Origin of the sequence: Streptomyces sp. NPDC018000 (assembly GCF_044328025.1) — a bacterium.
Lineage (GTDB): Bacteria > Actinomycetota > Actinomycetes > Streptomycetales > Streptomycetaceae > Streptomyces.
On sequence record NZ_JBIRGM010000012.1, the window covers coordinates 1 to 23,891 of the forward strand.

The 23,891-nt window shown below is 70.5% G+C and carries 21 protein-coding genes; 8 read left to right on the forward strand and 13 right to left on the reverse strand.

The window, feature by feature from the left end; all coding sequences use genetic code 11:
• The first annotated feature begins 194 nt into the window (after positions 1 to 194).
• Positions 195 to 1,493, forward strand: a complete 1,299-nt coding sequence (locus tag ACH4EW_RS22655; protein WP_398259578.1) for a DUF6986 family protein — start codon at positions 195 to 197, stop codon at positions 1,491 to 1,493.
• A gap of 48 nt (positions 1,494 to 1,541) precedes the next feature.
• Here ACH4EW_RS22655 and ACH4EW_RS22660 read toward each other — a convergent pair whose 3' ends face one another.
• On the reverse strand, positions 1,542 to 2,570 hold the full coding sequence (locus tag ACH4EW_RS22660; RefSeq protein WP_398259859.1) for a LacI family DNA-binding transcriptional regulator: 1,029 nt from the start codon (positions 2,568 to 2,570) through the stop codon (positions 1,542 to 1,544).
• A 179-nt stretch (positions 2,571 to 2,749) separates the two neighbouring features.
• Between ACH4EW_RS22660 and ACH4EW_RS22665 the strand changes: the two genes are divergently transcribed.
• The gene (locus tag ACH4EW_RS22665) at positions 2,750 to 3,700 is read left to right on the forward strand and encodes an ROK family protein (RefSeq protein ID WP_398259580.1); all 951 of its coding nucleotides are present in this window, start codon (positions 2,750 to 2,752) and stop codon (positions 3,698 to 3,700) included.
• Positions 3,701 to 3,738: 38 nt separating this feature from the next.
• On the opposite strand, the gene ACH4EW_RS22670 is transcribed toward ACH4EW_RS22665, so the two are convergent.
• Positions 3,739 to 3,891, reverse strand: a complete 153-nt coding sequence (locus ACH4EW_RS22670; protein WP_398259582.1) for a hypothetical protein — start codon at positions 3,889 to 3,891, stop codon at positions 3,739 to 3,741.
• A 192-nt stretch (positions 3,892 to 4,083) separates the two neighbouring features.
• On the opposite strand from ACH4EW_RS22670, the gene ACH4EW_RS22675 reads away from it, so the two are divergent.
• Positions 4,084 to 5,121, forward strand: coding sequence for an NUDIX domain-containing protein (locus ACH4EW_RS22675; protein ID WP_398259584.1), 1,038 nt, complete (start codon positions 4,084 to 4,086; stop codon positions 5,119 to 5,121).
• Here ACH4EW_RS22675 and ACH4EW_RS22680 read toward each other — a convergent pair.
• Both ACH4EW_RS22680 and ACH4EW_RS22685 read right to left on the reverse strand, forming a co-directional pair.
• Positions 5,080 to 5,790: an MBL fold metallo-hydrolase gene (locus ACH4EW_RS22680; protein ID WP_398259586.1), complete on the reverse strand. Its 711-nt coding sequence runs from the start codon at positions 5,788 to 5,790 to the stop codon at positions 5,080 to 5,082. The genes ACH4EW_RS22675 and ACH4EW_RS22680 overlap by 42 nt on opposite strands.
• Before the next feature lie 318 nt (positions 5,791 to 6,108).
• A complete protein-coding gene (locus ACH4EW_RS22685) occupies positions 6,109 to 7,473 on the reverse strand; it encodes a dipeptidase (protein ID WP_398259588.1) in 1,365 nt (454 codons plus the stop codon).
• Between the two features lie 183 nt (positions 7,474 to 7,656).
• On the opposite strand from ACH4EW_RS22685, the gene ACH4EW_RS22690 reads away from it, so the two are divergent.
• Positions 7,657 to 8,871: a geranylgeranyl reductase family protein gene (locus ACH4EW_RS22690; protein WP_398259590.1), complete on the forward strand. Its 1,215-nt coding sequence runs from the start codon at positions 7,657 to 7,659 to the stop codon at positions 8,869 to 8,871.
• 54 nt (positions 8,872 to 8,925) lie between these two features.
• On the opposite strand, the gene ACH4EW_RS22695 is transcribed toward ACH4EW_RS22690, so the two are convergent.
• Positions 8,926 to 9,378 carry a nitroreductase/quinone reductase family protein gene (locus ACH4EW_RS22695; RefSeq protein WP_398259592.1) on the reverse strand — a complete coding sequence of 151 codons (453 nt, stop codon included), beginning with the start codon at positions 9,376 to 9,378 and terminating at the stop codon, positions 8,926 to 8,928.
• Positions 9,379 to 9,507: 129 nt separating this feature from the next.
• Here ACH4EW_RS22695 and ACH4EW_RS22700 point away from each other — a divergent pair, with 129 nt between their 5' ends.
• Positions 9,508 to 10,212, forward strand: a complete 705-nt coding sequence (locus ACH4EW_RS22700) for a TetR/AcrR family transcriptional regulator (RefSeq protein WP_398259594.1) — start codon at positions 9,508 to 9,510, stop codon at positions 10,210 to 10,212.
• Positions 10,213 to 10,392: 180 nt separating this feature from the next.
• On the opposite strand, the gene ACH4EW_RS22705 is transcribed toward ACH4EW_RS22700, so the two are convergent.
• The gene (locus tag ACH4EW_RS22705; RefSeq protein WP_398259596.1) at positions 10,393 to 11,607 is read right to left on the reverse strand and encodes an MFS transporter; all 1,215 of its coding nucleotides are present in this window, start codon (positions 11,605 to 11,607) and stop codon (positions 10,393 to 10,395) included.
• A 121-nt stretch (positions 11,608 to 11,728) separates the two neighbouring features.
• Here ACH4EW_RS22705 and ACH4EW_RS22710 point away from each other — a divergent pair, with 121 nt between their 5' ends.
• On the forward strand, positions 11,729 to 12,943 hold the full coding sequence (locus ACH4EW_RS22710; RefSeq protein WP_398259598.1) for an ROK family protein: 1,215 nt from the start codon (positions 11,729 to 11,731) through the stop codon (positions 12,941 to 12,943).
• 131 nt (positions 12,944 to 13,074) lie between these two features.
• On the opposite strand, the gene ACH4EW_RS22715 is transcribed toward ACH4EW_RS22710, so the two are convergent.
• Both ACH4EW_RS22715 and ACH4EW_RS22720 read right to left on the reverse strand, forming a co-directional pair.
• Entirely contained in the window at positions 13,075 to 13,596 is a 522-nt protein-coding gene (locus ACH4EW_RS22715; protein ID WP_398259600.1) for an ATP-binding protein, read from the reverse strand.
• Between the two features lie 183 nt (positions 13,597 to 13,779).
• Positions 13,780 to 14,097 (reverse strand): hypothetical protein, encoded by a 318-nt coding sequence (locus tag ACH4EW_RS22720; RefSeq protein ID WP_393702976.1) that lies wholly within the window; start codon positions 14,095 to 14,097, stop codon positions 13,780 to 13,782.
• 207 nt (positions 14,098 to 14,304) lie between these two features.
• Between ACH4EW_RS22720 and ACH4EW_RS22725 the strand changes: the two genes are divergently transcribed.
• Complete coding sequence (locus ACH4EW_RS22725; RefSeq protein WP_398259602.1) at positions 14,305 to 15,438, forward strand: PLP-dependent cysteine synthase family protein; 1,134 nt, start codon at positions 14,305 to 14,307, stop codon at positions 15,436 to 15,438.
• 38 nt (positions 15,439 to 15,476) lie between these two features.
• Here ACH4EW_RS22725 and ACH4EW_RS22730 read toward each other — a convergent pair whose 3' ends face one another.
• Positions 15,477 to 15,956, reverse strand: coding sequence for an SRPBCC family protein (locus tag ACH4EW_RS22730; protein ID WP_398259604.1), 480 nt, complete (start codon positions 15,954 to 15,956; stop codon positions 15,477 to 15,479).
• 427 nt (positions 15,957 to 16,383) lie between these two features.
• Positions 16,384 to 17,220 carry a DeoR/GlpR family DNA-binding transcription regulator gene (locus ACH4EW_RS22735; protein ID WP_398259606.1) on the reverse strand — a complete coding sequence of 279 codons (837 nt, stop codon included), beginning with the start codon at positions 17,218 to 17,220 and terminating at the stop codon, positions 16,384 to 16,386.
• A 189-nt stretch (positions 17,221 to 17,409) separates the two neighbouring features.
• Between ACH4EW_RS22735 and ACH4EW_RS22740 the strand changes: the two genes are divergently transcribed.
• On the forward strand, positions 17,410 to 19,806 hold the full coding sequence (locus ACH4EW_RS22740; RefSeq protein WP_398259608.1) for a hypothetical protein: 2,397 nt from the start codon (positions 17,410 to 17,412) through the stop codon (positions 19,804 to 19,806).
• Here ACH4EW_RS22740 and ACH4EW_RS22745 read toward each other — a convergent pair.
• The 3 genes from ACH4EW_RS22745 to ACH4EW_RS22755 all read right to left on the reverse strand — a co-directional run bounded on the left by ACH4EW_RS22745 (position 19,776) and on the right by ACH4EW_RS22755 (position 23,687).
• Positions 19,776 to 22,202, reverse strand: coding sequence for a right-handed parallel beta-helix repeat-containing protein (locus tag ACH4EW_RS22745; RefSeq protein WP_398259610.1), 2,427 nt, complete (start codon positions 22,200 to 22,202; stop codon positions 19,776 to 19,778). The genes ACH4EW_RS22740 and ACH4EW_RS22745 overlap by 31 nt on opposite strands.
• 151 nt (positions 22,203 to 22,353) lie before the next feature.
• Complete coding sequence (locus tag ACH4EW_RS22750; RefSeq protein ID WP_398259612.1) at positions 22,354 to 22,863, reverse strand: hypothetical protein; 510 nt, start codon at positions 22,861 to 22,863, stop codon at positions 22,354 to 22,356.
• A gap of 353 nt (positions 22,864 to 23,216) precedes the next feature.
• Positions 23,217 to 23,687, reverse strand: a complete 471-nt coding sequence (locus tag ACH4EW_RS22755) for a DUF6643 family protein (RefSeq protein WP_398259614.1) — start codon at positions 23,685 to 23,687, stop codon at positions 23,217 to 23,219.
• Positions 23,688 to 23,891: the final 204 nt, after the last annotated feature.

Genomic DNA, 23,891 nt, shown 5'->3' on the forward strand with positions numbered 1-23,891 from the left:
AGTCAAGTCCCGCAAGGGCTGACCCGCTGTCGAGCTGTACCCCGTCCCAAAGCCCGGGGCCGCGCGGTGTGAACCCACCACGCGGCCCCGGACCGTTTCTGAGCACCATTGACGCAGGTCCGACAGCCTCATAGCTTCACCATATGGACTGTTGATTCCGAAGCGCGGAAGCATTGAGTGTGGAGGGTGTGGAAATGGGCCAACAGGAGAAGGTGGCAACGAGCCTCGTCGGTGCGGTCAGCGACGAGATCAGCGCCTCCCTTGCCGCAGTCGACGCCGAGCTCGCCCATCGCTATCCGGGTGACCCGGGAACGCGCCAGCCGGTCCACACGGTCTACGTCCCCGGCGACACGTTCACCGCCGGCACCATCCGCTCCTGGGGCGACCAGGCGCTGAAGGCCCTCGACGAGCACGCCGCCGACGCGGCCTCGTTCGCCGCCGTACTCGGCATCCCGGACGAACTTGCCGTACCCGTCCACGACCGGGTACGCGCCAAGCTGGAGCGCGAGCCCGTCGAAGACCTGCGCATCGACTTCGAGGACGGCTACGGCCCCCGTCCCGACGTCGAGGAGGACGAGGCCGCCGCCCGCGCCGCCCGGCTCGTCTCGGAGGCGTACGGGAACGGCACGGCGGCCCCGTACATGGGCATTCGGATGAAGTGCATGGAGGCCGCCGTACGCGACCGCGGCATCCGCACCACGGACATCTTCCTCACCGGTCTGATGCAGGCGGGTGGCCTTCCGGACGGGCTGGTCCTCACCCTGCCCAAGGTGACGTACCCCGAGCAGGTCACCGCCTTCGTCCGGCTCCTCGAAGCGTTCGAGCAGGCGCACGGGCTGCCGGCCGGCCGGCTCCGCTTCGAGATCCAGATCGAGACCAGCCAGGCCGTCCTCGCCGCCGACGGCACCGCCGCCGTCGCCCGAATGATCGACGCCGCGCAGGGTCGCGCCACCGGTCTGCACTACGGCACCTTCGACTACAGCGCCTGCGTCGGCGTCAGCCCTGCCTACCAGGCAAGCGACCACCCGGCCGCCGACTACGCCAAGGCCGTCATGCAGGTGGCCGCCGCAGGCACCGGCGTACGGGTCTGCGACGGCTCCACCAACGTCCTCCCGGTCGGCCTCACCCACCAGGTCCACGAAGCCTGGCGGCTCCACTACGGCCTCACCCGTCGTGCCCTGGCCCGTGCCTACTACCAGGGCTGGGACATGCACCCGGGCCATCTGCCGACCCGCTACGCGGCCGTGTACACCTTCTACCGCGAGGGCCTGGAGCAGGCCGCGGCCCGCCTCGCCGCGTACGTGGCCAAGGCCGGCGGCGATGTCATGGACGAACCCGCCACCGCCAAGGCGCTCAGCGGATACCTCCTGCGCGGCATCGACTGCGGCGCCCTGGACACCGCAGAGGCCGCCCGCCTGACCGGGCTGACGCGCGCGCACCTGGACGCGTTCGCTTCGCCGCGGCGCGGCGGGCTCACGGTGACCGCGCCGTAGCGGGTGCTCGCGCCGGCCGTCGTGTCCTGGTGGCCGTGGCAGCGCGGATCAGGCGGGCGGCAGTTCGCCCGAGCCGCGCTGGATGAGCGTCGTCGGGAGCTCCACGCGGGCCGGGGCGTGGTCCGCGCCGTCCAGGCGGCGGAAGAGGTGCTCGGCGGCGGTGCGGCCGACGGCGGCGGCGTCCTGGGAGATGACGGTGATGCCGAGCAGGTCGGCCAGTTCGATGTCGTCGAAGCCGACCAGGGCGACCCGGCGTTCCTGCTCCGCGAGGACACGGACCGCCGTCACCGTCACCCGGTTGTTGCCCGCGAACAGCGCGGTGACGGGCTCGGGGCCGGAAAGCATCTGCTCGGCGGCGGCCCGGACCCGGTCGGGGTCGGTCGAGCCGAGGGAGACCCATGAGTCCTGGACCGTGACCCCGGCGTCCGTCATGGCTGCGTGGTAACCGCGCAATCGCTCGGTAGCGGTGTGGATGCGCGGCTGGTCGCCGATGAAGCCGATCCGGCGATGACCGTGCGCGATCAGATGCGTGACGCCCTCGCAGGCGCCGCCGAAGCTGTCGGAGAGGACCGTGTCGGCGTCGATGCGGCCTGCCGGGCGGTCCACGAAGACGGTGGCGACGCCGGCCTTCATCTCCGGCTCCAGATAGCGGTGGTCGTCGCCGGCCGGAATCACGATCAGCCCGTCCACCCGTCGGGCGCACAGCGCGAGCACGAGCTCCTGCTCGCGCTCCGGATCCTCGGCGCTCGACCCGTTGATGAGCAGGGCGCCATGTGCCCGGGCGACCTCCTCCACCGCGCGGCTCAGAGGTCCGTAGAACGGGTCGGCGAGATCCTCCAGGACCAGGCCGATGGAGGCGGTGCGGCCCTTGCGCAGGACGCGCGCGCTGTCGTTGCGGCGGAAGCCGAGCGCCTCGATGGCCTCCTGGACCCGGCGTTCGGTGTCGGGCGTGACGCCCGGCTCGCTGTTCACCACACGGGAGACCGTCTTGAGGCCCACTCCGGCACGGGCGGCCACATCCTTCATGGTCGGCCGGTTACCGTAACGGGTCTCGGAATGACGGGCGGTCTCGGCCACGGTGCGCTGTCCTGTCGTCGGGTGCGGGCCGTCCGGCGGACCCGCGAGTGGTGCCGCGGAGAGGCCGGAGGCTGTGCCGTCGAGCATAGGCCCTGGACAACGTTGTCAGCTGACTGGAGACTGGGCAGACTGTTTACCGAAGCCGCAGGTCCTCGCCCTCTACTCACGGAGCCTCACCGATGCATACCGACCTCGTTGCCGCGCTGGACATCGGCGGCACCAAGATCGCCGCCGCACTGGTGGACGGCAGCGGCGCGCTCCTCGTACGGGCGCAGCGGCCGACGCCCGCCCGGGAGAGCGGCGAGACCGTGATGGGGGCCGTGACGGAGGTGCTCGCCGAGCTGGAGGGATCGCCGCTGTGGGAGCGGGTGACCGCCGTCGGTATCGGCAGTGCGGGCCCTGTGGACGCCTCGGCCGGTACGGTCAGCCCCGTCAATGTCCCCGGCTGGCGCGACTTCCCCTTGGTGGAACGGGTCGGCAAGGCGGTCGGTGGGCTGCACGTCGAACTGGTGGGCGACGGCGCCGCCATGACGGCGGCCGAGCACTGGCTGGGCGCGGCTCGCGGCTATGACAATGCGCTGTGCATGGTCGTGTCGACCGGCGTCGGCGGCGGACTCGTCCTCGGCGGAAAGTTGCACCCCGGCCCCACGGGCAACGCCGGGCACATCGGCCATGTCAGCGTGGACCTGGACGGTGACCCGTGCCCGTGCGGTTCGCGCGGCTGTGTCGAGCGCATCGCCAGCGGACCGAACATCGCCCGCCGGGCGCTGGAGGCCGGCTGGCGGCCGGGACCGGACGGCGACGCCTCGGCCGCCGCCGTGGCGGCCGCCGCGCGCGCCGGGGACCAGGTCGCCGTTGCCTCGTTCGAGCGCGCCGCTCAGGCGCTGGCCGCCGGAATCGCCGCCACCGCCACGCTCGTCGAGATCGACATCGCGGTGATCGGCGGGGGAGTGGCCGGAGCGGGCGACATCCTCTTCGCTCCGCTGCGCCGCGCTCTGCGCCGGTACGCCACGCTCTCCTTCGTCCAGCAGCTCATGGTGGCCCCGGCAGTGATGGGCACAGACGCAGGGCTGGTGGGCGCGGCAGCCGCGGCGGTGCGGGTGGGCTCGGGTGAGGCCGAGGCCGTTTGAGGGCTGTCCCGTAATCCGTGGTGGATCAGCGTGCGGCGTCAGATGTGGCGCATCGCAGGGGTGAGGGTCTTGCCCAGCCAGGCCGGAGCAAACGCGTCATCGATGGCATCCAGGAGTGCGAACCCGTCCCGTCCTACCTGCTCGGCCCACTCCGGGCGGGCATTGTCATCCGGCCGCGACTCCAGCGACATCCCGCTCTCCCCGTCCCCCCAACGACCCATCAGCAAGACGAACGACACAGTCTGCTCGAATCACGACTTTCCCAACGGAGTCGTGAACGCCGGGGCTTTCTGCAAGAGTCCCGGTAACAGCATCGCCACATCGGAGTTTTCGCGGCAGGGTGTTACGGGCAAGCCACAGGGGGCTACGGAAGAGGGGGAACCGTGATCGTCTGGATCAACGGTGCGTTCAGCGCGGGCAAGACGAGCGCCGCGCGCGAGCTGGTCGATCTGATCCCGAACAGCACGTTCTACGACCCCGAGCTGATCGGCGCGGGGCTGCGGTATCTGCTGCCCCAGAAGAGACTTGCCGAGGTGACGGACTTCCAGGACCTGCCGATCTGGCGGCGTCTGGCGGTGGACACCGCCGCGGCCCTGCTCGCCGAGGTGTCCGGGGTGCTGGTGGTGCCAATGACATTGCTGCGACAGGAGTACCGCGACGAGATCTTCGGAGGGCTGGCCTCCCGGCGTATTCCGGTGCGCCATGTGCTGCTCTCACCTGAGGAAACGATCCTGCGTAAAAGGATCGCCAACCGGGTGGAATTCGCCGACGACCCGGAACACAGCGAACGGATCCGGCAGTGGGCCTACGAGCACATCGAGCCCTACCGGGCGGCGCTCGGCTGGCTCACCCGGGACGCCCACACCATCGACACCAGCGCGCTCACGCCACGCGAGACCGCCGAGCGGATAGCCGAGGCTGTCCGCACCGGAGCGGCCACCGCATGCGAGATCGTGCAGACGCCCGAGCCGACGGCGGAGACCGTCGCGGCCGGTGTGCTCCTCTTCGACGAACACGACCGGGTGCTGCTCGTCGACCCGACGTACAAACCCGGCTGGGAATTCCCTGGAGGCGTGGTCGAAGCCGGTGAGGCACCGGCACGGGCCGGGATCCGCGAAGTGGCCGAGGAGATAGGTATTCACCTCGAACAGGTGCCGAAACTGCTCGTCGTCGACTGGGAGGAGCCGAAACCGCCCGGCTACGGCGGTCTGCGGATGCTCTTCGACGGCGGTCTGCTGGCCGCTGCGGACGCCGAACAGCTCCTGCTGCCCGGCTCCGAACTCCGCGGCTGGCGGTTCGTCACCGAGGAGGAGGCGGCCACCTTGCTGCCGTCCACCCGGTACGAACGGCTGCGCTGGGCGCTGCGCGCCCGGGAGCGGTCAACCGTGCTCAACCTGGAGGCCGGAATCCCGGTCGGCTGAGGCACGCAGCACCGCCGCGGCGTCGACTGTGAGCGGATCACCGTGCCCGAAGCAGGCCGTGGCCGGTTCCAGCGAGGCAAGCCGCCGGAACGAGGCCGCGGCCTGCGCCGGATCGATGTTGAAGACGCCCAGCATCACCTGACCGACTCCGGCCACGCAGTCGCCGGTGAACAGCACACCGTGGTGCGGCAGATGGATGCCGATGGAGCCGGGTGTGTGGCCGGGGGCGTGGACGACCCGGGCCCCCGAGCCGAAGCCGATCTCGTCGCCGTCGGTCAGTTCGCGGTCGACTCTGGTCGGCGGGGCCGGCGGCACCGTCAGCCCGTGCTCGTACAAAGGGCGTTCCCAGTCCAGCAGAACGGGGTCGGCGATCTCCTCCTCGCCACGGATCACCGGGGCGTCCAGCCGATGGGCCAGGATCTCGGCGCCGTGCCGGTCGGCGAGCTCCTGGGCGGCGCCGTAGTGATCGCGGTGCCCGTGGGTGACGACGATCCGGTTGATCCCGTCCGGATCCAGGCCGAGGCCGCGTACCGCGTCCTCGATCGCGGGCGCCGCATCGATGTCACCCGCGTCGATCAGAGTCAGGTTCGCGCCTTCGCGCCACAGATACGCCTGGCCGATGCGGAAGCGGAACATGTGCAGTTGAGGAAGTACTTCGACGAGATCCATACGGCGAACGTACGCAGACGTAACCGCCCGCTGCCCGGATCTACGCTCTGGGCGAGCTTCGCTCAGCGCGTAGTGCGGCTGTACGGACGGCGAGGAACCCGCGGGGCCGGGCGTGAACCGGGGGCATCGCCGGGGAATGTTCCGCACCTTCGGCGGCAGCAGTTCTTCGGTGCGGAACCGGCCTTCGTACCGGACGAGTTACCGCAGCAACTCCTTGATGGGCGTGAGGTCGCCATGGCCCGGCCCGGTGTTGCCGGGCGCGCCCGGCGGCGGTCCCGCCGCCGGGCGGCGGGACCGGACCGAACGGGTGACGCGCGGTCAGGACCGCTTCGACTCCGCGTAGTTCCGTAGGAACAGGGCCTCGGCGAGCGAAAGCCGCTCCAGCTCCTCGGGTGACACGCTCTCGTTCACCGCGTGGATCTGCGCCTCCGGTTCACTCAGGCCGATCAAGAGGATCTCGGCCTCCGGGTAGAGGGCGGCGAGGGTGTTGCAGAGCGGGATCGAGCCGCCCATCCCGGACGTCTGCATCTTCTCGCCGGGGTACGCGGCCTCCATCGCCTGGGCCATGGACGTGTACGCCGGGCTGGAGGTGTCCGCGCGGAACGGCTGGCCCTGGCCGACCTGTTCCACGGACACCCTGGCCCCCCACGGAGCGTGCGCCTTGAGGTGGGCGGTCAGCAACTCGGTCGCCTGCGCGGCGTCCTGACCCGGCGGCACCCGCAGGCTGATCTGTGCCCGCGCACTGGCCTGCAGCGACGGCGTCGCGCCGACCACCGGCGGGCAGTCGATACCGATGACGGTGACGGCGGGCCGTGCCCAGATCCGGTCGGCGACCGTGCCCGTGCCGATCAGTTCGACGCCGTCGAGGACCTTCGCGTCCTTGCGGAACTCGGCCTCCGCGTACTGCAGTCCGTCCCATTCGGCGTCCGTGGCGAGCCCGTCGACGGTCGTGGTGCCGTCCTCGGCGCGCAGCGACGACAGCAGCTGGATCATCGCGGCCAGCGCATCCGGGGCGGCGCCGCCGAACTGTCCGGAGTGCAGGTTTCCTTCAAGGGTTTCGAGAGTGACCCGCAGCATCGTCATTCCGCGCAGCGTCGCGGTCACCGTCGGCAGACCGACCCGGAAGTTGCCTGTGTCGCCGATGACGATCGTGTCGGCGGTCAGCAGCTCGGGGTGCGCCTCGGCGTACCGCTCCAGACCGCCGGTGCCCTGCTCCTCGGAACCCTCGGCGATCACCTTGACGGAGACCGGGACGCCGCCGTCGGCCTTGAGGGCGCGCAGGGCGAGGAGATGCATGATGAAGCCGCCCTTGCAGTCGGCCGCGCCGCGCCCGAACCAGCGGCCGTCGCGCTCCGTCAGCTCGAACGGCGGGGAGAGCCAGGCGGACTCGTCGAGCGGCGGCTGCACGTCGTAGTGCGCGTAGAGCAGTACGGTCGGGGCGCCGGCCGGGCCGGGCAGGAAGCCGTACACCGACTGGGTGCCGTCGGGGGTGTCGAGCAGGGCGACATCCTGGAAGTCCTCGGCGCGCAGCGCGTCGGCGACCCAGTTGGCGGCCGCCTCACACTCGCTCTTCGGGAACTGCGCGGGATCCGCCACCGACTGGAAGGCCACGAGCTCGGCCAGCTCCGCTTTGGCACGGGGCATCAGCGAGGCAATGGTCTCGGAGATCGGACGGGCGGTCATGGGAACGCTCCTCGTGGGTGCGACGTTATGTGTACGAATCCGGGTACATGTACACCGAGTGTGCGGCGTTGCATGTAGGACGAACGCACGGTCGATCCTCCCACAGCGGGTGCCGGGCCGGGCGCGCCGTAGGATGCCGTGAGCAGCATGGGCCACTGGTGGGATCGGGAGCAGAAGCACATCGTGAGCAGCGAGAACGCAGACGCCGTACATGAGCACGAAGAGTCGTCCGTGTGGGACGTCGTCGTAGTCGGTGGCGGACCGGCCGGAGCTTCCGCGGCATACGCGGCGGCGGTCGCCGGACGACGGGTACTGCTCCTCGAGAAGGCGGAACTGCCCCGCTACAAGACGTGTGGTGGCGGCATCATCGGGTTCTCGCGTGATTCGCTGCCACCCGGATTCGAACTGCCGCTGCGGGACCGGATCCACGCGGTCACCTTCTCGCTCAACGGCAGGCTGGCGCGGACCCGCCGCTCCAAGCGAATGCTCTTCGGGCTCATCAACCGTCCCGAGTTCGACGCGGGGCTGGTCGAGGAGGCGCAGAAGGCGGGCGCCGAACTCCGTACCGGAGCGACGGTGACGAGGGTCGAGCAGCATGGTGCCGCGGTGCCGGACCGGCGCACAGTCGCCGTGGTGCTGTCCGGCGGCGAGACCGTCCTGGCCCGCGCAGTCGTCGGAGCGGATGGCAGTGCTGGGCGTATAGGAGCCCATGTCGGGGTGAAACTCGACCAGGTGGATCTCGGCCTGGAGGCCGAGATCCCGGTTCCGGAAACGGTCGCGGAGGACTGGGTGGGGCGGGTGCTGATCGACTGGGGCCCCATGCCCGGCAGTTACGGCTGGGTGTTCCCCAAGGGGGACACCCTCACCGTCGGCGTGATCTCGGCGCGGGGTGACGGGGCGGGGACCAAGCGGTACCTGGAAGACTTCATTGCCCGGCTCGGTCTTGCCGGCTTCGAGCCCAAGATCTCCTCCGGGCATCTGACGCGCTGTCGCAGCGAGGACTCGCCGCTGTCGCGCGGGCGGGTACTGGTGTGTGGCGATGCGGCAGGGCTGCTCGAGCCGTGGACCCGCGAAGGCATCTCCTTCGCGCTGCGGTCGGGGCGGCTCGCCGGTGAGTGGGCGGTCCGGATCGCGGAGTCGCACGATGCGGTGGACGCCCGACGCCAGGCACTCAACTACGCCTTCGCCATCAAGGCCGGCCTGGGTGTCGAGATGGGTGTCGGACGGCGCATGCTGAAGCTGTTCGAGCGCCGTCCGGGGGTGCTGCATGCGGTGCTGACGGGATTCCGCCCGGCCTGGAACGCGTTTGCCGGCATCACCCGGGGAACGACTTCGCTGGCCGAGTTGGTCCGTACACATCCGCTGGCACAGCGGGCCTTGTCGGCGATGGACCGTTGACATCTGACATCTGGCCCCTGACATCTGGCGCCGATGGCGGGCCGGGCCGCACGGTCAGCCCTCCGCGGTGATCCGGAAGACGGGGTGGTCCGGGCAGGCGGCCAGGAGTTCTGCGTCCGTGGACTTTGCGGTGATGCCCTGGAAGTACTGCTTGACCTCCCAGCCCCACCGCTCCAGGTAGGCGCGGACGATCAGCGCCTTCTGCTCGTCGTCCGCGATCTCCACGGCCGTGAAGGTACGGATCTTCCGGCCCACCCGCAGTTCGCCGCCGCCGGCGACCCGCATGTTGCGCACCCATTGGGAGTGGCCCCGCGCGGAGACCAGATACTGCGTGCCCTCGTAGGTGTGCGGGTTCACGGGGATGCGCTGCATCTGTCCGCTCTTGCGGCCGCGCACCGACATCTCGGCCGAGCCGAGAAGGCTGACGCCGTGCCGGGCGAGCCAGCCGATGATGCTGTTCATCCGGACGTTGAAGGCGTAGCCCTGAAGGTAGTACGGCTGAGACATGGTGACTCCCTACTGCTCTTGAGAGCGGTGCTCTCGCTTGAGATCAGTGTGCGCTGAAGTGGTGCTCAAATGCAAGAGCGGTGCTCTTGTTGCTGGTCGGTGCTCTTCTCCCATGGCAGACTGGAGATCATGAGTACTGTCCGAGGAGCCAGGGAACGGGCCCGTATCGAGGTCACCGCCGCCATTAAGGACGAGGCCAGGAAGCAGCTCGCGGCGGAAGGAGCCGCCAAGCTCTCGCTGCGCGCCGTGGCACGGGAACTCGGTATGGCGTCCTCCGCGCTCTACCGCTACTTCCCCAGCCGGGACGAACTGCTCACGGTCCTGATCGTCGATGCATACGACTCCGTGGGCGAGACCGCCGAGGCCGCCCACCGGGCCGCCCGTGCCGACGCCGCCCCTCACCTCACCCGCTGGACCGCCGTCGCTCACGCCGTACGCGACTGGGCCCTCGCCCACCCCCACGAGTACGCCCTGATCTACGGCTCGCCCGTGCCCGGTTACACCGCACCGCAGGCGACGATCGGCCCCGCCTCCCGCGTCGGTCTCGTCCTGATCGCCGTCGTCGAAGATGCCTACCGCACGGACGGTCTCGCTTTGCCGCCGCTCGCCGATGAGCTGCGCGCCGAGGCCGGGCGGATGGTCGCCGAATTCGCCCCCGGCCTTCCTCCGGAGGTCGCCGCCCCATTGATCGCCGCCTGGTCGCAGCTGTTCGGGCTGATCTCCTTCGAGGTCTTCGGCCAGTTCAACCGGGTGGTGGAGGCCCGGGAGATCTTCTACCGGGAAGCCGTCACCGAACTGGCCCGCACGGTCGGCCTGCTGGGCCCCAGAGCGTAAGGGCTGTCCCGTGACCAGTGCGTGGAGCGGGAGGCCGCGGAGCAGCGCCGGGCCGACGAGGAGCGGCTGCGGATGGCGTGCGAGCTCCATGACGCGCGGCCGGCTCGCCGCCCCCAGCTGGCCGTGCAGGTGCAATCGGCTTCCTCGGCGAGGGTGTGAGAATTCGCAGCGTCCGATGGCTCATGTCTGCGCTGCGTTGGGTGCTCCGTACCCGAGCGCCGCGGCTGCGATGGCCAGCAGCGCCACCGTGGTGAGGGCCGTCGGGAGGGAGAACCAGTCGGCGAGGAAGCCGATCGCGGGCGGTCCGAGCAGCATCCCGCCGTAGCCGAGCGTCGACGCGGCGGCCACTCCGGCGGGCCCGGCCAGCTCACCGGCCCGGCCGACCGCGACGGGGAAGATATTGGCCAGGCCGAGACCGGTGACGGCGAAACCGAGGAGCGTCGGCCAGGTGGTCGGGGCGAGCGAGCCGAGCAGCATTCCGGCGGCTGCCGTCGCACCGCCCGTGACGAGGGTCCGGGTCTGGCCGAGCCGTTCGAGCAGTGCCGTGCCGCTGAGTCGACCGGCCGTCATGGCCAGTGCGAACAGGGAGTATCCGGCGGCGGCGATGCCCTGCTGGGCGTGCAGGTCCTGTTCCAGATGAAGGGCACCCCAGTCGGCCAGCGCGCCTTCGCCGTACGCGGTGCAGAGCGCGATCACGCCGAACAGGAGCACCGTGCGGCGGGCCCGCCCGTCCAGCCGTCGCGGTTTCTCGGCGTCGTCGGCCGTGGACGCGGGCTTCGGTGCCGGGTGGCGCAGCAGTACCGGTCCGGCCGCCGCCGTGACCAGGAGTCCGATCCCGCTGAGGATGAAGAGATGCTTGGCGGGGGAGAGGCCGCCTGCGACCAGCCCGCCGAGCCCGGCACCGATCATTCCGCCGAGGCTGAACGCGGCGTGGAAGCTGGGCATCACGGGACGCCGCAGGGTGGCGACCAGGTCGACCGCCGCGCTGTTCATCGCCACGTTCATCCCGCCGTACGCGGCGCCGAAGACCAGCAGCACCAAGCCGAGTGCGAGTGCCGAATGTGTCTGCGCGGGCAGGGTGATGCTGAGGGAGAGCAGAATGCCGCAGACCACGGTCACCGGATGATTGCCGAAGCGCCGGCACAGCCCGCCGGTGAGCATCATGGTCACCACGGCCCCGGCGGATACGCCGAGCAGAGCGAGGCCCAGGGTGGAGGCAGAGGCGCCGGTCTGGTGCTTGATGGCCGGGATGCGGACCACCCAGCCGGCGAAGAGGAAGCCGTCGAGGGCGAAGAACACGGTCAGTGCGGTACGGAGGCGGGCCAATGAAGGCGAGGCCGTGCTTCCGCCCGGTCCCCCCGGTAGGGCTGTCCGCAGTTTGTTTAGTTGTGGCACAAACTCAGCATAGGGGTGTCCGGACAGAAGGCGCAAGATGACCGCCCGCCGCGGACGCAAGGGGCGCAAGTGCGCCACGGGGGAGTCGGCGACACCCGCGGATCGTGGGAGACTCGCCCCCATGAACGGCAAGGTGTCCACCACCCGGACAAAGTTGGAGCGGGGCCGCAGCGCGCTCGGACCCGCGCTGGAACTGGTCCACACCGGACGCGCGCCCACCCGTGCCGTCCTCACCTCCGAACTCGGGGTCACCCGGGCGACGGCCGGTGCGGTCGCCGCGGAGCTGGAGGCGCTCGGCCTGATCCGGGTCGATTCCCGGCCGGGCTCCGCTGCCGGCTCGCAGGGCCGCCCCTCGCACCGACTGGCCATCCGGGAGTCCGGGCCCGTCGCCGTCGCTGCGCAGGTGCACGCCGACGGGTTCCGGGCCGCGCTCGTCGGGCTCGGTGGACGGCTCGTCGCAACCGCCCCCGGCTGTGTCACCGTCACGGCAGACCCCGCACAGGTCATCGGTGAAGTGGTCGACGACTGCGCCCGGTTGCTGCGGGACAGCGGACTGCGCTGCGTCGGAGCAGGCCTTGCGGTGCCGTCCGCGGTCGCCGAACCGGAGGGCACCGCGCTCAACCCGCTCCACATCGCCTGGCCGGCGGGCGCCCCGGTGCGCGAGATCTTCGCCGCCTGTGTACGGGAAGCGGGCATCCCCGGCCCCGCGTTCACCGGGAACGACGTCAACCTCGCTGCGCTCGCCGAGCACCGGCACGGTGCCGGACGCGGTGCTCGGCATCTGCTCTGTGTGGCCACCGGCCACCGCGGCGTGGGCGGCGCCCTGGTCCTCGACGGCCGTCTGCACACCGGGAGTTCGGGACTCGCGCTGGAGGTCGGCCATCTCACGGTGAACCCCGAGGGCCGCCCGTGCCACTGCGGAGGTCGCGGCTGCCTGGACGTCGAGACCGATCCGCTGGCCTTCCTCATCGCAGCCTGTCGCGAACCCGGTCCGGAGGAGTCGCTGCTCAAGCAGGCCGGCGATCTGCTGCGTACGGAGTACGAGGACGCCACGGTACGGGGCGCGGCCGAGGAACTGATCGACCGCCTAGGTCTCGGGCTCGCCGGGCTGGTCAACATCCTCAACCCCGACCGCATCATCCTCGGCGGTCTGCACCGCGCACTGCTCGACGCGGATCCGGAGCGGCTGCGTGCGGTGGTGGCCGACCGCAGCCTGTGGGGGCGCAGCGGCAGTGTGCCCATCCTGCCGTGCACACTCGACCACAACAGCCTGGTGGGAGCGGCGGAGCTGGCCTGGCAGCCGGTGCTGGACGATCCACTGGCCGCGCTTGCGTGACGGGGGGCTCGGGCGGCCGCTCCGTCCTCGGTCGTCGGACAGGCCCGATGGCGTCCTCCACGCGAACGCCCGTGCCGCGGCGTCCACCAGGATGGTGTCGAACGCCTTCCTCCGCCCTGCGATCACACGCCCTAGCCGACCACCGACGACCGCGCCACGGAGGGGGTCCTGCTCTCCAGGTACGTGACAGCATCCGGCTCGAACGGTCCGTCAGTGGTTGCCCCGTACACCGAGTGCAGCGGCTGTGCGGCGAACGGGGACGGTGCCGGAAGAGTGAACCAGACAACCTTCCCGGCCCCGCCCCTCGGGCAGACCCCCCAGCTCTCGCTGACTGCGGCGATCAGTGCGAGCCCGCGCCCCGACGTACTGGACGCAGTGGCCTCGCGCACGGTCGGCAGCCGTGGGTCGTGGTCGTGGACGGACACCGTCAGCCGTTCGAGCAGCAGCTTGATCTCGACGGTGCATGACTTGTCCGGCTGGGCATGCCGGTGGACATTGGTCAGCAGTTCGGTGACGCCGAGCGTCGCGTGGTCGATCAGAGGATCGAGATGCCAGTAGCGCAACTGCGCCGAAACGATTCTGCGGACCTGACCGATCCGCGACGGCAGGGCCTGGAGCTCCACCGTCCAGTGCCTGCTCGGCTCGCTGATCACGGCTGCGACTCCCCGAAATAGGTCCGGAAGAAGACGAAGGAACGATCCAGCAGATGACTGGCTGCTGATTCGGCTCCGGCGGTACGGATCGCAGTGTCACCGCCGGTAAACCATGAGTGACGTGTGACCAATGTCGCTCAGGGGGCACGGCTGCGCAACTCGCGGTGTACCGGCGGCACCCTGTCAGATCATCCGGCCGCCCGCACTGCGCAGCGTCTCGAGAAATCTGTGGGCCGGTCCGGCCTTGTCCGGGCCGTGGTTGCGCTGCCCCATCGTCAGCCGGTACCGCGTCCCGTTGAGGCGCGCCACGGCCGCACCGGCTCCGGCGAACCACGGCCTGCCCGCGCTCACCGCCACCACCGGGGCGCTGTCGATCTCCCGGCCGTAACTGGTCAGCAGAGCCAGCCTGCCGTCCTTGACGATCACCTGCCCCGCCCTCGTGAGCGAGCGGGCCCACCGCTCGATCCGTACCCCCGTCGCACTGAACTCCGTTTCCGGCATGACTGCTTCGCCCCCTTCGTAATGCTTCTGATGGGCAGTCTGCACAAGCCGGGACCGACGCGCCAGGCCGCGTCCGGGCTCGCTACCACAGCTGCCCCGTCCGTCAATGCCAAGGCAGGGCTATGGAGCATCAAAGTGAACGTTTGTGCAGGTAGGGGGAATATCGTTGACGGTGGAGAGTCCGGTCACACGAGGAGGAACGCGCTGATGGGCACCGTAAAGCACAGAGATGACGGCCGGACCACGGCGACCATCGACGTCGACCGCTCCGACCCCGAGTACCGGGCCTGGCTCAAGGAAGCCGTGCGCAAGGTTCAGGCCGACGCCAATCGCTCCGCCGACACCCATCTGCTGCGCTTCCCGCTGCCCGAGCGATGGGGTATCGACCTCTACCTCAAGGATGAGTCGACGCACCCCACCGGCAGCCTCAAGCACCGGCTGGCCCGCTCGCTCTTCCTCTACGGGCTCTGCAACGGCTGGATCCGGCCGGGCAAGCCGGTGATCGAGGCTTCCAGCGGTTCGACGGCCGTCTCGGAGGCGTACTTCGCCAAGCTGATCGGTGTGCCGTTCATCGCCGTGATGCCCCGCACCACCAGCCCCGAGAAGTGCCGGCTGATCGAATTCCACGGTGGCCGCTGCCACTTCGTCGATGATTCACGGAAGTTGTACGAGGAGTCCGCCATGCTCGCCGCCGACACCGGCGGCCACTACATGGACCAGTTCACCTACGCCGAACGGGCCACCGACTGGCGCGGGAACAACAACATCGCCGAGTCGATCTACCAGCAGCTGAGACTGGAGCGCTACCCGGAGCCCACGTGGATCGTCGCCACGGCCGGAACCGGCGGCACCTCGGCGACCATTGCCCGCTACGCGCACTACATGCAGTACGACACCAGGGTCTGTGTGCCCGACCCGGAGAACTCCTGTTTCTTCGACGGCTGGACGCAGCACAACCTCCTTGCCACCAGCGACTGCGGCTCCCGGATCGAGGGCATCGGCAGGCCCCGGATGGAGCCGAGCTTTCTGCCCGGGGCCATCGACCGGATGATGAAGGTGCCGGACGCGGCCAGTGTCGCGGCTGTGCGCGCCCTGGAGAAGGCAATCGGCCGGAAGGCGGGCGGCTCCACCGGCACCGGGCTGTGGAGCGCGTTCAAACTGGTCGCCGAAATGGTCGAGCAGGGCAGCACCGGCAGCGTCGTCACCCTGATCTGCGACCCGGGCGACCGCTACCTCGACAAGTACTACTCCGACAGCTGGCTCGCCGAACAGGGCCTCGATATCGCCCCGTACATGGAAACCATCGACTCCTTCCTGGCCGGCGGCAACTGGCTCGGATAATCCGGAGGGCACGCGATGTACGCGGTCCGCGGCCGCTCTCAGGCCGCAGACCCGGCCAGCCGCCCGTCGAGATTGCGTACCGCGTCCCGGAACGCCCGGCCCATTCCCGACCGGCCCAGTCGCAGGGCGAACCGGAAGGGCGCGGCACCGTCTGCGGCGAACGTCCACTGCACACGCGTCCCGGTCCCGGCCGGGGTGAGCCGCCAATCCTCCAACAGGGCCAGCAGGCCAGGTGCGTTCGACTCGTCGACCCGGTAGGCGTACTGCTCGCAGGGTGCCGCCGCGACGATCGTCTCGCGGAACACCGTGCCGCCCTTGAGCCGGACCTCACGACCTGCGCCGTTGTCGGTGGGCCGGGCCGCGGTCACCGAGGTGAACCAGCTCGGCCAGCCCGCCACATCATCGGCGAGTGCACGGTAGACCAACTCGGGAGGCGCTGACATCTCGGCGGCGAAGACCAGTCGCAGTGGAGCGGACTCGACGAAGTCGAGGTCCACGGAACGGAGTCGGCGTGGCATGGATCGCACCTCCCGTGCGGTCGGCGTCGGGCGGGGGTAGCGCGGTTACGACCTGGGGGCCGATAGGGAGCGGGCTCGCGCCGCCCTGCGACTCCGCTTGCCGCGTTGTCGTCGGTCATCGATGCGCCTTCCCCGAGCTCTCGGCTTCGCTCGACCAGGGGAGACCCCATCCGACTCTCTCCTCCGCCTTGCAATCGAAGCCGCACGACGACGCTCCCTGATCCGCTCCCTATCGCTCCCCAGGTCGTTAGCGCCGAGGATAGCTGACGTATCGTCAGATGTCCTTGTCTGCACTGACCCCGGTGGAGGACATCGATCGGCGGCACGCGGACCACCCCGCCTCACCGAACCGCCGGCCCCGGGCGCCGCTCGGCCGGACCGCGCTGCGGATGCGGCTGCCCCGGACGGTTCAGCACCGCCCGACGGTTCAGGAGCCGCCGTCCGCCATGCGGCCCGCCACCAGCAGGCCCGGAAGATGCTCCTCGATCTCCTCGCGGGCGGCAGCCGGTAGACCCGCGTCCGTCACGAACGTGTCCACCTGCTCCAGATTCGCGAACGAACTCAGGCCCACCTTGCCCCACTTCGTGTGGTCGGCGACCACCACCACACGTCGCGCCGAGTGGACGAAACGACGGTTGGTCTCGGCCTCCGCCAGATTCGGTGTCGAAAGACCGGCCTCCACCGAGATCCCGTGCACCCCGAGGAACAGCACATCGAAGTGGAGCGAGGCGATCGCCTGATCGGCGACCGGGCCGACCAGCGAGTCGGACGGGGTCCGTACCCCACCGGTGAGCACCACCGTGGCGGCCCCGGTACGCGCCCCGCCTGCAGTCCCCGACCGCTGCGCGGAATGGAACACATCGGCGACCCGCACCGAGTTGGTCACTACGGTCAAATCCGGTACGTCCAGCAGCTGTTGGGCCAGCGCATACGTCGTCGTACCGCCGGAGAGCGCGATGGCGCTGCCCGGCACCGCCATCGCCGCGGCCGCCCGCGCGATGTCCTCCTTGGCGGTCAGCTCCAGAGCCGACTTGGCCTCGAAACCGGGCTCGTGCGTACTGGCCTCGACCACGGGAACGGCCCCGCCGTGCACCTTCTCGATCACACCCTGGCGGGCCAGCGCGTCCAGATCCCGGCGGACGGTCATGTCGGAGACGCTCAGCTTCCGGGTCAGCTCATTTACCCGGACCCCGCCACGTCTGCGCACCTCGTCGAGGATCAGGGCACGCCGCTGCTCCGCGAGCAGATTCTGATTCTCGCTCAACGCCGGTCCGGTCCTTCCCTCTGGCCGTGCGACAGTCTCCGGGGACGGGGGCCATCCTGCCACGCGGTGTCGTCGACCCCCGTACTGGGGAGATTCCCTGAGAGCGGTGCGAACCAGGGCCCCTCATCCGTGATCCTTGTGACCGTGCATCAGCACCGCCCCCACTGACCGAGAGAGCGAGTCACTCCAGTGCCACCTGCCCCCCAGGCCCCGCAGAGTCCGGAGCCCGCGCTGGAACTGCTGGTTCATGGCGTGGGCGGAGCCACCCCGCAGGAGATGCTCGACGATCCGTATCCGGTCCGGGTCACCGGCGACGCGACCGCCGCCATCTACCGACGCGCCGGGGACATGGACGCCGAACAGCACCCGGAGCGGTACCGCGACCGGCCCATCGCCGAGGCCTACTGCTGGTCCAACCTCACCTCCGGCAACGGCTCCCGCGCCCTGTGGTTGCTGCTGCTGCCCTTCATGGTGGTCAACCTCGCCCACTGGATGCGCCCGACCGCCCGGCGCCGTACCCGTGCGGTGCGCCTGTACGGCGCCCTGGTCAGGCTTGTCGCGCTCAGCCTCACCGTTCTGCTGACCGCGGCGGCCTGCGAGGTCGCCCTCGACCTGACGGCCTGGCAGTGCGCGGGCGTGCCGGACTGTTCGAACCGGCGGTCCTGGCTCGGCTTCCTGTCGACAGCGCAGGGCGGCTGGTGGTCCCAGCCGGGCCGAAGGCTCGCCCTCGCCTCTCTGGTGCCCACCGCCCTGGTGGGACTGCTCTGGTTCCTGTCCAACCGGACATGGAGCGCGTACGAATCACAGCGCCCGCTCACCGGATCCCAACCGGACGACGCCGACCCGGAAACCGCGCACGACCCGAAGCCCTCCGGCACCGCGGCCGGTGGCGGCCCGGACCTCGGCCGGCCCGGATTCTGGTACGGCCGCCGACTGGTCGCCCGGCTGCGCGCCGCCCACACCGCCGCCGGATTCCTCACCGTCGCCGCGTCGGTCGTAGGCGCCGCGGCCCGCCACGACCGCGCCGTCACCGGCCCCGTGCCCGAGATCCTCGGCCGGCTGATCGAGGCGGCGCTCGTCGTGGGCGCGCTTGTCGTGCTCTGGGTCGTCTGCCGCCGCGGCCGCAGTGAGCGGCGTCTCGACCAGCGGCTCGACCACGCCCTCATCACCTATCTGCCCGGCGCCGCCCTGGCCCTGCTCGTCCTCGCCGCGGTGTACGCGGCCTGGTCGCGCCCCGCCTGGGTCTCGGCGGGCGCCCTGCCCGGCGACGTCACCTTCAGCGTCGTCACGCTCGGCCAGGCGGCGCTCGTCGTCGTACTCGCCATGGTGTCACTGGGCCTGTACCGCCGGACCCCCGAACCCCGCACCGTCATGTACGGGCTCGGTGGGCCTGCCGTAGCCATGCTCGCTTGCGCTCTCGGCGGTGTCATGACCGGCGGAGTCGCCCAGCGCGTCGCCGACTGGCTCGATGGCTCCGGCACCCCGGGCATGGGCAGGAACGCCGCCATCGAGGGACCGCCGGTGCTGCTCAGCTGGCAGGCCTCGGTCATCCCGGTGCTCCTGATGCTGCTGGCGGTCCCCGCTGTCCTGCTGCTCGTACGCACCTGGCTCGCCGCCCGCTCTCTGCAGCCCGAGATCGAACGGGAGTACAAGGAGGAGCGGCCGGACCCCGCCCGGACCCGGCAGATCGCCCGGATCCGGGCCACGGCAGCCCTCACCGACTCCGCGCCCTGGATCCTCGGCCCGGTCGCCGGTGCCACGCTGCTGCTCGGCGCGGCGGCGGTCGGCGGAGCCTGGGCGAGCGGTGAGGTGCCCGGGCTCGCGATGGAGGGGAACGGCGCCTTCGTCGAGTCCGCGGCCGAAGCGGCCCAGTCGACCGGATCCTGGATGATCGGACTCGGCTTCGTACTCTTCATCACCTGGGGACGGCGCGCCTACCGGGACGCCTCAGCCCGGCGCACCATCGGCATCCTCTGGGATGTCGGTACGTTCTGGCCGCGCGCCGCCCACCCCTTCGCGCCGCCCTGCTACGCCGAGCGCGCCGTCCCGGATCTGGCATCACGGATGTCCGGCTGGACCGGACAGACCCGTGGCAGGCTCGTCATCTCCGGCCACTCCCAGGGCAGCGTTCTCGCGGCGTCCGCGGTATGGCAGCTGCCCGCCGAGACCCGGAGCCGGGTCGCCCTGCTCACCTACGGCTCACCGATCGAGCGACTGTACGCGCGCTGGTTCCCGGCCTACTTCGGCCCCGGACCGCTGCATGGGCTGCACCGGTCCGTGCACTGCTGGCGCAACCTCTGGCGGGCCACCGACCCGATCGGCGGCCGGATCGGGCTCGACGAGGGACCGGGGCCCGAGGTGGACAGGGGGCCGCTGAAGGACCCGCTGGTCTACGGGCGCACCCCCGAACATCCGCTGCCCGAACCTGTTCTGGGGCACTCGGACTACCAGGCCGACCCGGTCTTCGCCCGGGAGCGGGCCGCGCTGCTGGAGCGGCTGGCACCGGTCATTCCGCGCCAGGCCGACGGGGAGGGGGGACAGGAGGCCCCGCGGGCTCAGGGGAGCTCCGGCAGATCCTCCGGGTAGAGCAGCGTGAGGTCGTCCGTGCTCGGCTCGGCGAGCTGGGCGACCCGGCTCGCATGCCGCTCCACCATCGACTCGAAGGTCTGCCGAGCCGTCCGCCCATTGCCGAACGCCGGGCCCTTGGGAAGCTCTGTGAAGTACTTCAGCAGCGCTTCCCCGGCCCCGGCGGCCAGGCTGTACTCGTGCTCGTCGGCCTGCTGCTCGACAATCCGCAGCAGCTCGGCCGGCTCGTAGTCGCTGAAGGTGATGTTCCGTGAGAAACGGGACGCCACACCGGGGTTGACGGTGAGGAAGCGCTCCATCTCATGGGTGTACCCGGCGACGATGACGACCACCGCGTCCCGGTGGTCCTCCATCAGCTTCACAAGGGTGTCTATCGCCTCCCGGCCGAAGTCCCGGCCGGAGTCCTCGGGCGACAGGGCGTAGGCCTCGTCGACGAACAGCACCCCGCCGCGCGCCCGGTCGAAGGCCTCCTGAGTGCGGATGGCGGTGGAGCCGATGTGTTCGCCGACCAGATCGACGCGGGACACCTCGACCAGATGGCCGCGGTCCAGCACCCCGAGCGAGGCGAGGATCTCGCCGTACAGCCGGGCCACGGTGGTCTTGCCGGTGCCGGGGGAGCCGGTGAAGACGAGATGGCGCCGGACCGACGCGGCCTTGAGCCCGGCCTCCTGACGCCGGCGACCGACCTCGATCATGTCGGTGAGGGCGCGCACCTCCCGCTTGACGCTGTCCAGGCCCACCAGCGCGTCCAGTTCCCCGAGAACGGCCTCCGACGCGCGTACCGGCTCGGCGGCGGGCACCTCGGCCGGGGCGGGCGCCACGGCACGCTTCCCGGGGACCGCGCCGAGCAGCCCGGGGGCCGACTGGGTCGCTCTCAGCATGGCCGGGGCAGGGGGCGCGGGGGAGCGCAGCGCACTCTCGTCGCTCGTGCAGTCCTCCACGACAGGCCCCGCTCCCTGACCGTCGCCGCCTTCGGCGAACTCATATCCACCGCGGGCGCACCGCTCGGTACGGCAGCGGGTCAGAGCTGTACGGCAGCCGTCCATCACATGGAAGCCATAGCCCTCGCTCCCGGTGACCCGGCAGCTGTGGAAGGTGCCGCGGCCCTCGGCGGAGACGTAGAAACCGGCCTCGGCGGGGGAGGAGACCGTGCAGCGCTCGATCGTCGGGTCGGCGCCCTTGGTGACGATCACTCCGGTCTGCGCGGCGTCGATGGTGCAGTTGTTCAGCGTGCCGCCGCTGCCATGGTCGCGGAACCAGGCGCCGGTGGACGCCTCACGGATGCGGCAGTCGTCGAGCTGGGCGGTCGCCCCGTCACTCACCGACACCGCGGTATTGCGAACCTGGGACAGATCACTGTCGACCACATCGGCACGCGATCCCCGGTCGAGCACGAAGATGGCGTCCGGTACGTCGTGGACCCGGCAGGACTCCAGTATCAGGGTCGCCCCGTCACTCACCCAGACCGCCGGGTAATCGCCCGTACTGTCATGTATTTCACACTGGTTGGCGTCGACACGGGTGCCGGGATCCCAGACCGACAGGCCGTTGCGGCCGAACCGGCGCACCGTGGAGCGGGTCAGCGTGAGAACCGAACGGGAACGCAGATCCACCGCGTTCTCCGGGATGTCGTGGATGTCGCAGTCGGCAAGCGTCAGTACGGCGTCGGTGTCGAGCGTGACCCCGTCCCCCGAAGTGCGGTGCACCGTACAGTCGGTGAGGTGGGCGGCCGCGCGGGTGGTCACCTGTATTCCGCTGCCCTTGATCTCGTACACCTCGCAGCCGACGGCCTCCAGGCCGCTGCCCTCGCCCTTGATGCTCAGCCCCGCGCCCGACGCATGGTGGATCCGGCAGCGCTCCAGCCGCGGATGCGCACCGTCACGTACCGAGACACCGGACTGTCCGGCCGAGACCACCTCGCACTGCTCGAACACCCCGCCCGCACCGTCGAGTACGGCGATGCCGACCCCGGCCGGATTGTCGATCGTGCAACGGCGTATGGTCGGACGGGCCGCACCGCGCACCTCGATTCCGGCGGCCGAACGCGTGACGATCCGCACATCCGCGAGCTCCGGTGCGCCGTCCTCGACGAGCAGTGCCGGAGCCGTCGAGTCCTGACCCTCCACATGCAGGTCCGAGACGACGGCGGAGGCACGGACGGTCAGTGGTACGCCGTCGACCGGAGCGATCCGTACGGAACCGACCGAGCCCTCGGGGCCGCGCAGCGTCACCGCGCGGTGCAGGACCAGATTCTCCCGGTAGGTGCCCGGCGCGACGGTGAGGACATCACCGTCCGCCGCGGCCTCCAGGGCCGCGGTGAGGGAGGCGTATTCGCCTGTGCGGCGCCGCCACCGCGATGTGCCGGTGTGCGTCACCTGGACCGTGCCCTGTGCCATGGCGCTGTTGTGCCCCCACCTCGTGCGTGTGTGATGCCCGTGTCACCGGCCTGCCGGCAGCGACGAATCCCGGGCCCGCCCACCGAGGAAGCGGGCGGGCCGGTCCACCGTAGCGCGCGCGGCGGCCGGGAGTTGACCGATCGGCAGCTGATCAGCTGCCGGCCCCGGTCCTGCCCCAGTCCGGACCGGCATTCGCCCAGGCCCGGTCGATCCGGGTACAGCGCCCTCGGACCATGCGCCAGACGATCAGGCGTCGGCCGGCCTCGACCAGTCCGGCAGCGAGCAGCATCGCCCCGAGCCCGGCCAGCGCCGCGTGCGCATGAGCCGTCGAAGCGTCCATGGGCCGCAGCGCGGGGCGGCCGTCGAGGTCCGTCCAGATCTCCACCTCGGCCCCGGGATCCGTCTCACGGCAGGAGGTGGTCACCGTACCGCGGCGGTTCGTGCCGTCCGGAGCCTTCCAGCGCGCCATCACCGAGGTCTGCGTGGTGCGCTCCGAGGACACTTCGGGATCGGCCATGAGATGTGGTGCTTCCGGTGCGCGGCGCACCACGACCGCGGTCGTGGCGTGACGCTGGGTCTGCTGGGCCCGCACCGATTTCTGCAGGGCGTCATCCGTGAGCGAACCGCACACCCAGCCCACTGCCGGCGCTGCCAGCACCATGAGCAGCAGCGCGACAAGAGCAACCCATGCCTCGCGCCGGTCAGTGGCGCGGCACAGGGGATTGTGCCGCCAACGCCACACTCCCGTAACCGCTCGCACAGTCCTGGCCCCCTTCCGTATCCGTCCTGACCCGAGACGGCACGCTTCGCTCGCTTGAGCAGTGAAGAGAGAGCAACCTCACCCTGGCCAACGCGCGGACAGCCTCGGCGGGTTCCCCTGCCACCGGGCCGGGCTGACGGTCCGTCCGGGGCGCGCGTGGCCGGGGACTGTGCTGCCGGTGCGGGAACACCGGGGTCGCCGTCGAGCCCCCAGGGCTCGACGACGACCCCGTGCGATCGTGCGAGATTCCGGGCTCAGTACCCCCGGCCCTGGTACGGGCGGTTGTACGGGTCCTCATGAGGCGAGGGTGCCGGGGCGGGGCGAGGCGACGCCGGACGCATCGCCTCGTAACCGGTGCCGGGCGCGGGGCGCTGCTGCTGCGGATAGGGCGCCTGGTACCCGCCGCGGGTCGCGGCCGGCTGCTGCGGGATGTACGGCGCCGGGGCGTGCTGCAGCGGTGCGGGCTGCATCGGCGTGTAACCCTGCTGGGCCGGCTGCTGGTAGCCGTACGACGGGTTGGGCTGGGAAGGCGCCGCGGGAAGAGCCGGCAGCGCCGCCGGGAGAGCCGGCAGATAGCTGTTGCCGGTGTCGTAGGCGGCAGGCACTCGGATCGGAGCGATCTGAGGGGTGCCCCGCTCCGCGACCAGGGAGTCGTAGATCGGAGTCTCGGGGAACGACGGTGCGGCGTAGTAGCCGCCGCCGTAGGTGGAGCGGGCGGAGGTCATGACACCTAAGTTAAGCCCACGATGTGCTGATTGGGGAGTCAGGCAAGAGGGTTGTTTTACGCGCTGTGAGCGAACTTCGATCCCCAATGCGAGCGAACTTGGGAAAAAAGGGCACCCAGATGTGTTGAGATCGTGTAAGAGCCGAGTTTTCTGGAGGTGACCGGCGGATCACCGGACGGTGGCTGCAGCGCTGTGGGCCTCGCG

What these genes read in the sequence shown, in the direction of transcription:
- ACH4EW_RS22655 (WP_398259578.1), top strand. Translation starts at nt 195, where the DNA reads ATGGGCCAACAGGAGAAGGTGGCAACGAGCCTCGTCGGTGCGGTCAGC.
- ACH4EW_RS22665 (WP_398259580.1), top strand. Translation starts at nt 2,750, where the DNA reads ATGCATACCGACCTCGTTGCCGCGCTGGACATCGGCGGCACCAAGATC.
- ACH4EW_RS22670 (WP_398259582.1), bottom strand. Translation starts at nt 3,891, where the DNA reads ATGTCGCTGGAGTCGCGGCCGGATGACAATGCCCGCCCGGAGTGGGCC.
- ACH4EW_RS22680 (WP_398259586.1), bottom strand. Translation starts at nt 5,790, where the DNA reads ATGGATCTCGTCGAAGTACTTCCTCAACTGCACATGTTCCGCTTCCGC.
- ACH4EW_RS22685 (WP_398259588.1), bottom strand. Translation starts at nt 7,473, where the DNA reads ATGACCGCCCGTCCGATCTCCGAGACCATTGCCTCGCTGATGCCCCGT.
- ACH4EW_RS22695 (WP_398259592.1), bottom strand. Translation starts at nt 9,378, where the DNA reads ATGTCTCAGCCGTACTACCTTCAGGGCTACGCCTTCAACGTCCGGATG.
- ACH4EW_RS22700 (WP_398259594.1), top strand. Translation starts at nt 9,508, where the DNA reads ATGAGTACTGTCCGAGGAGCCAGGGAACGGGCCCGTATCGAGGTCACC.
- ACH4EW_RS22710 (WP_398259598.1), top strand. Translation starts at nt 11,729, where the DNA reads ATGAACGGCAAGGTGTCCACCACCCGGACAAAGTTGGAGCGGGGCCGC.
- ACH4EW_RS22720 (WP_393702976.1), bottom strand. Translation starts at nt 14,097, where the DNA reads ATGCCGGAAACGGAGTTCAGTGCGACGGGGGTACGGATCGAGCGGTGG.
- ACH4EW_RS22725 (WP_398259602.1), top strand. Translation starts at nt 14,305, where the DNA reads ATGGGCACCGTAAAGCACAGAGATGACGGCCGGACCACGGCGACCATC.
- ACH4EW_RS22730 (WP_398259604.1), bottom strand. Translation starts at nt 15,956, where the DNA reads ATGCCACGCCGACTCCGTTCCGTGGACCTCGACTTCGTCGAGTCCGCT.
- ACH4EW_RS22745 (WP_398259610.1), bottom strand. Translation starts at nt 22,202, where the DNA reads ATGGCACAGGGCACGGTCCAGGTGACGCACACCGGCACATCGCGGTGG.
- ACH4EW_RS22750 (WP_398259612.1), bottom strand. Translation starts at nt 22,863, where the DNA reads ATGGTGCTGGCAGCGCCGGCAGTGGGCTGGGTGTGCGGTTCGCTCACG.
- ACH4EW_RS22755 (WP_398259614.1), bottom strand. Translation starts at nt 23,687, where the DNA reads ATGACCTCCGCCCGCTCCACCTACGGCGGCGGCTACTACGCCGCACCG.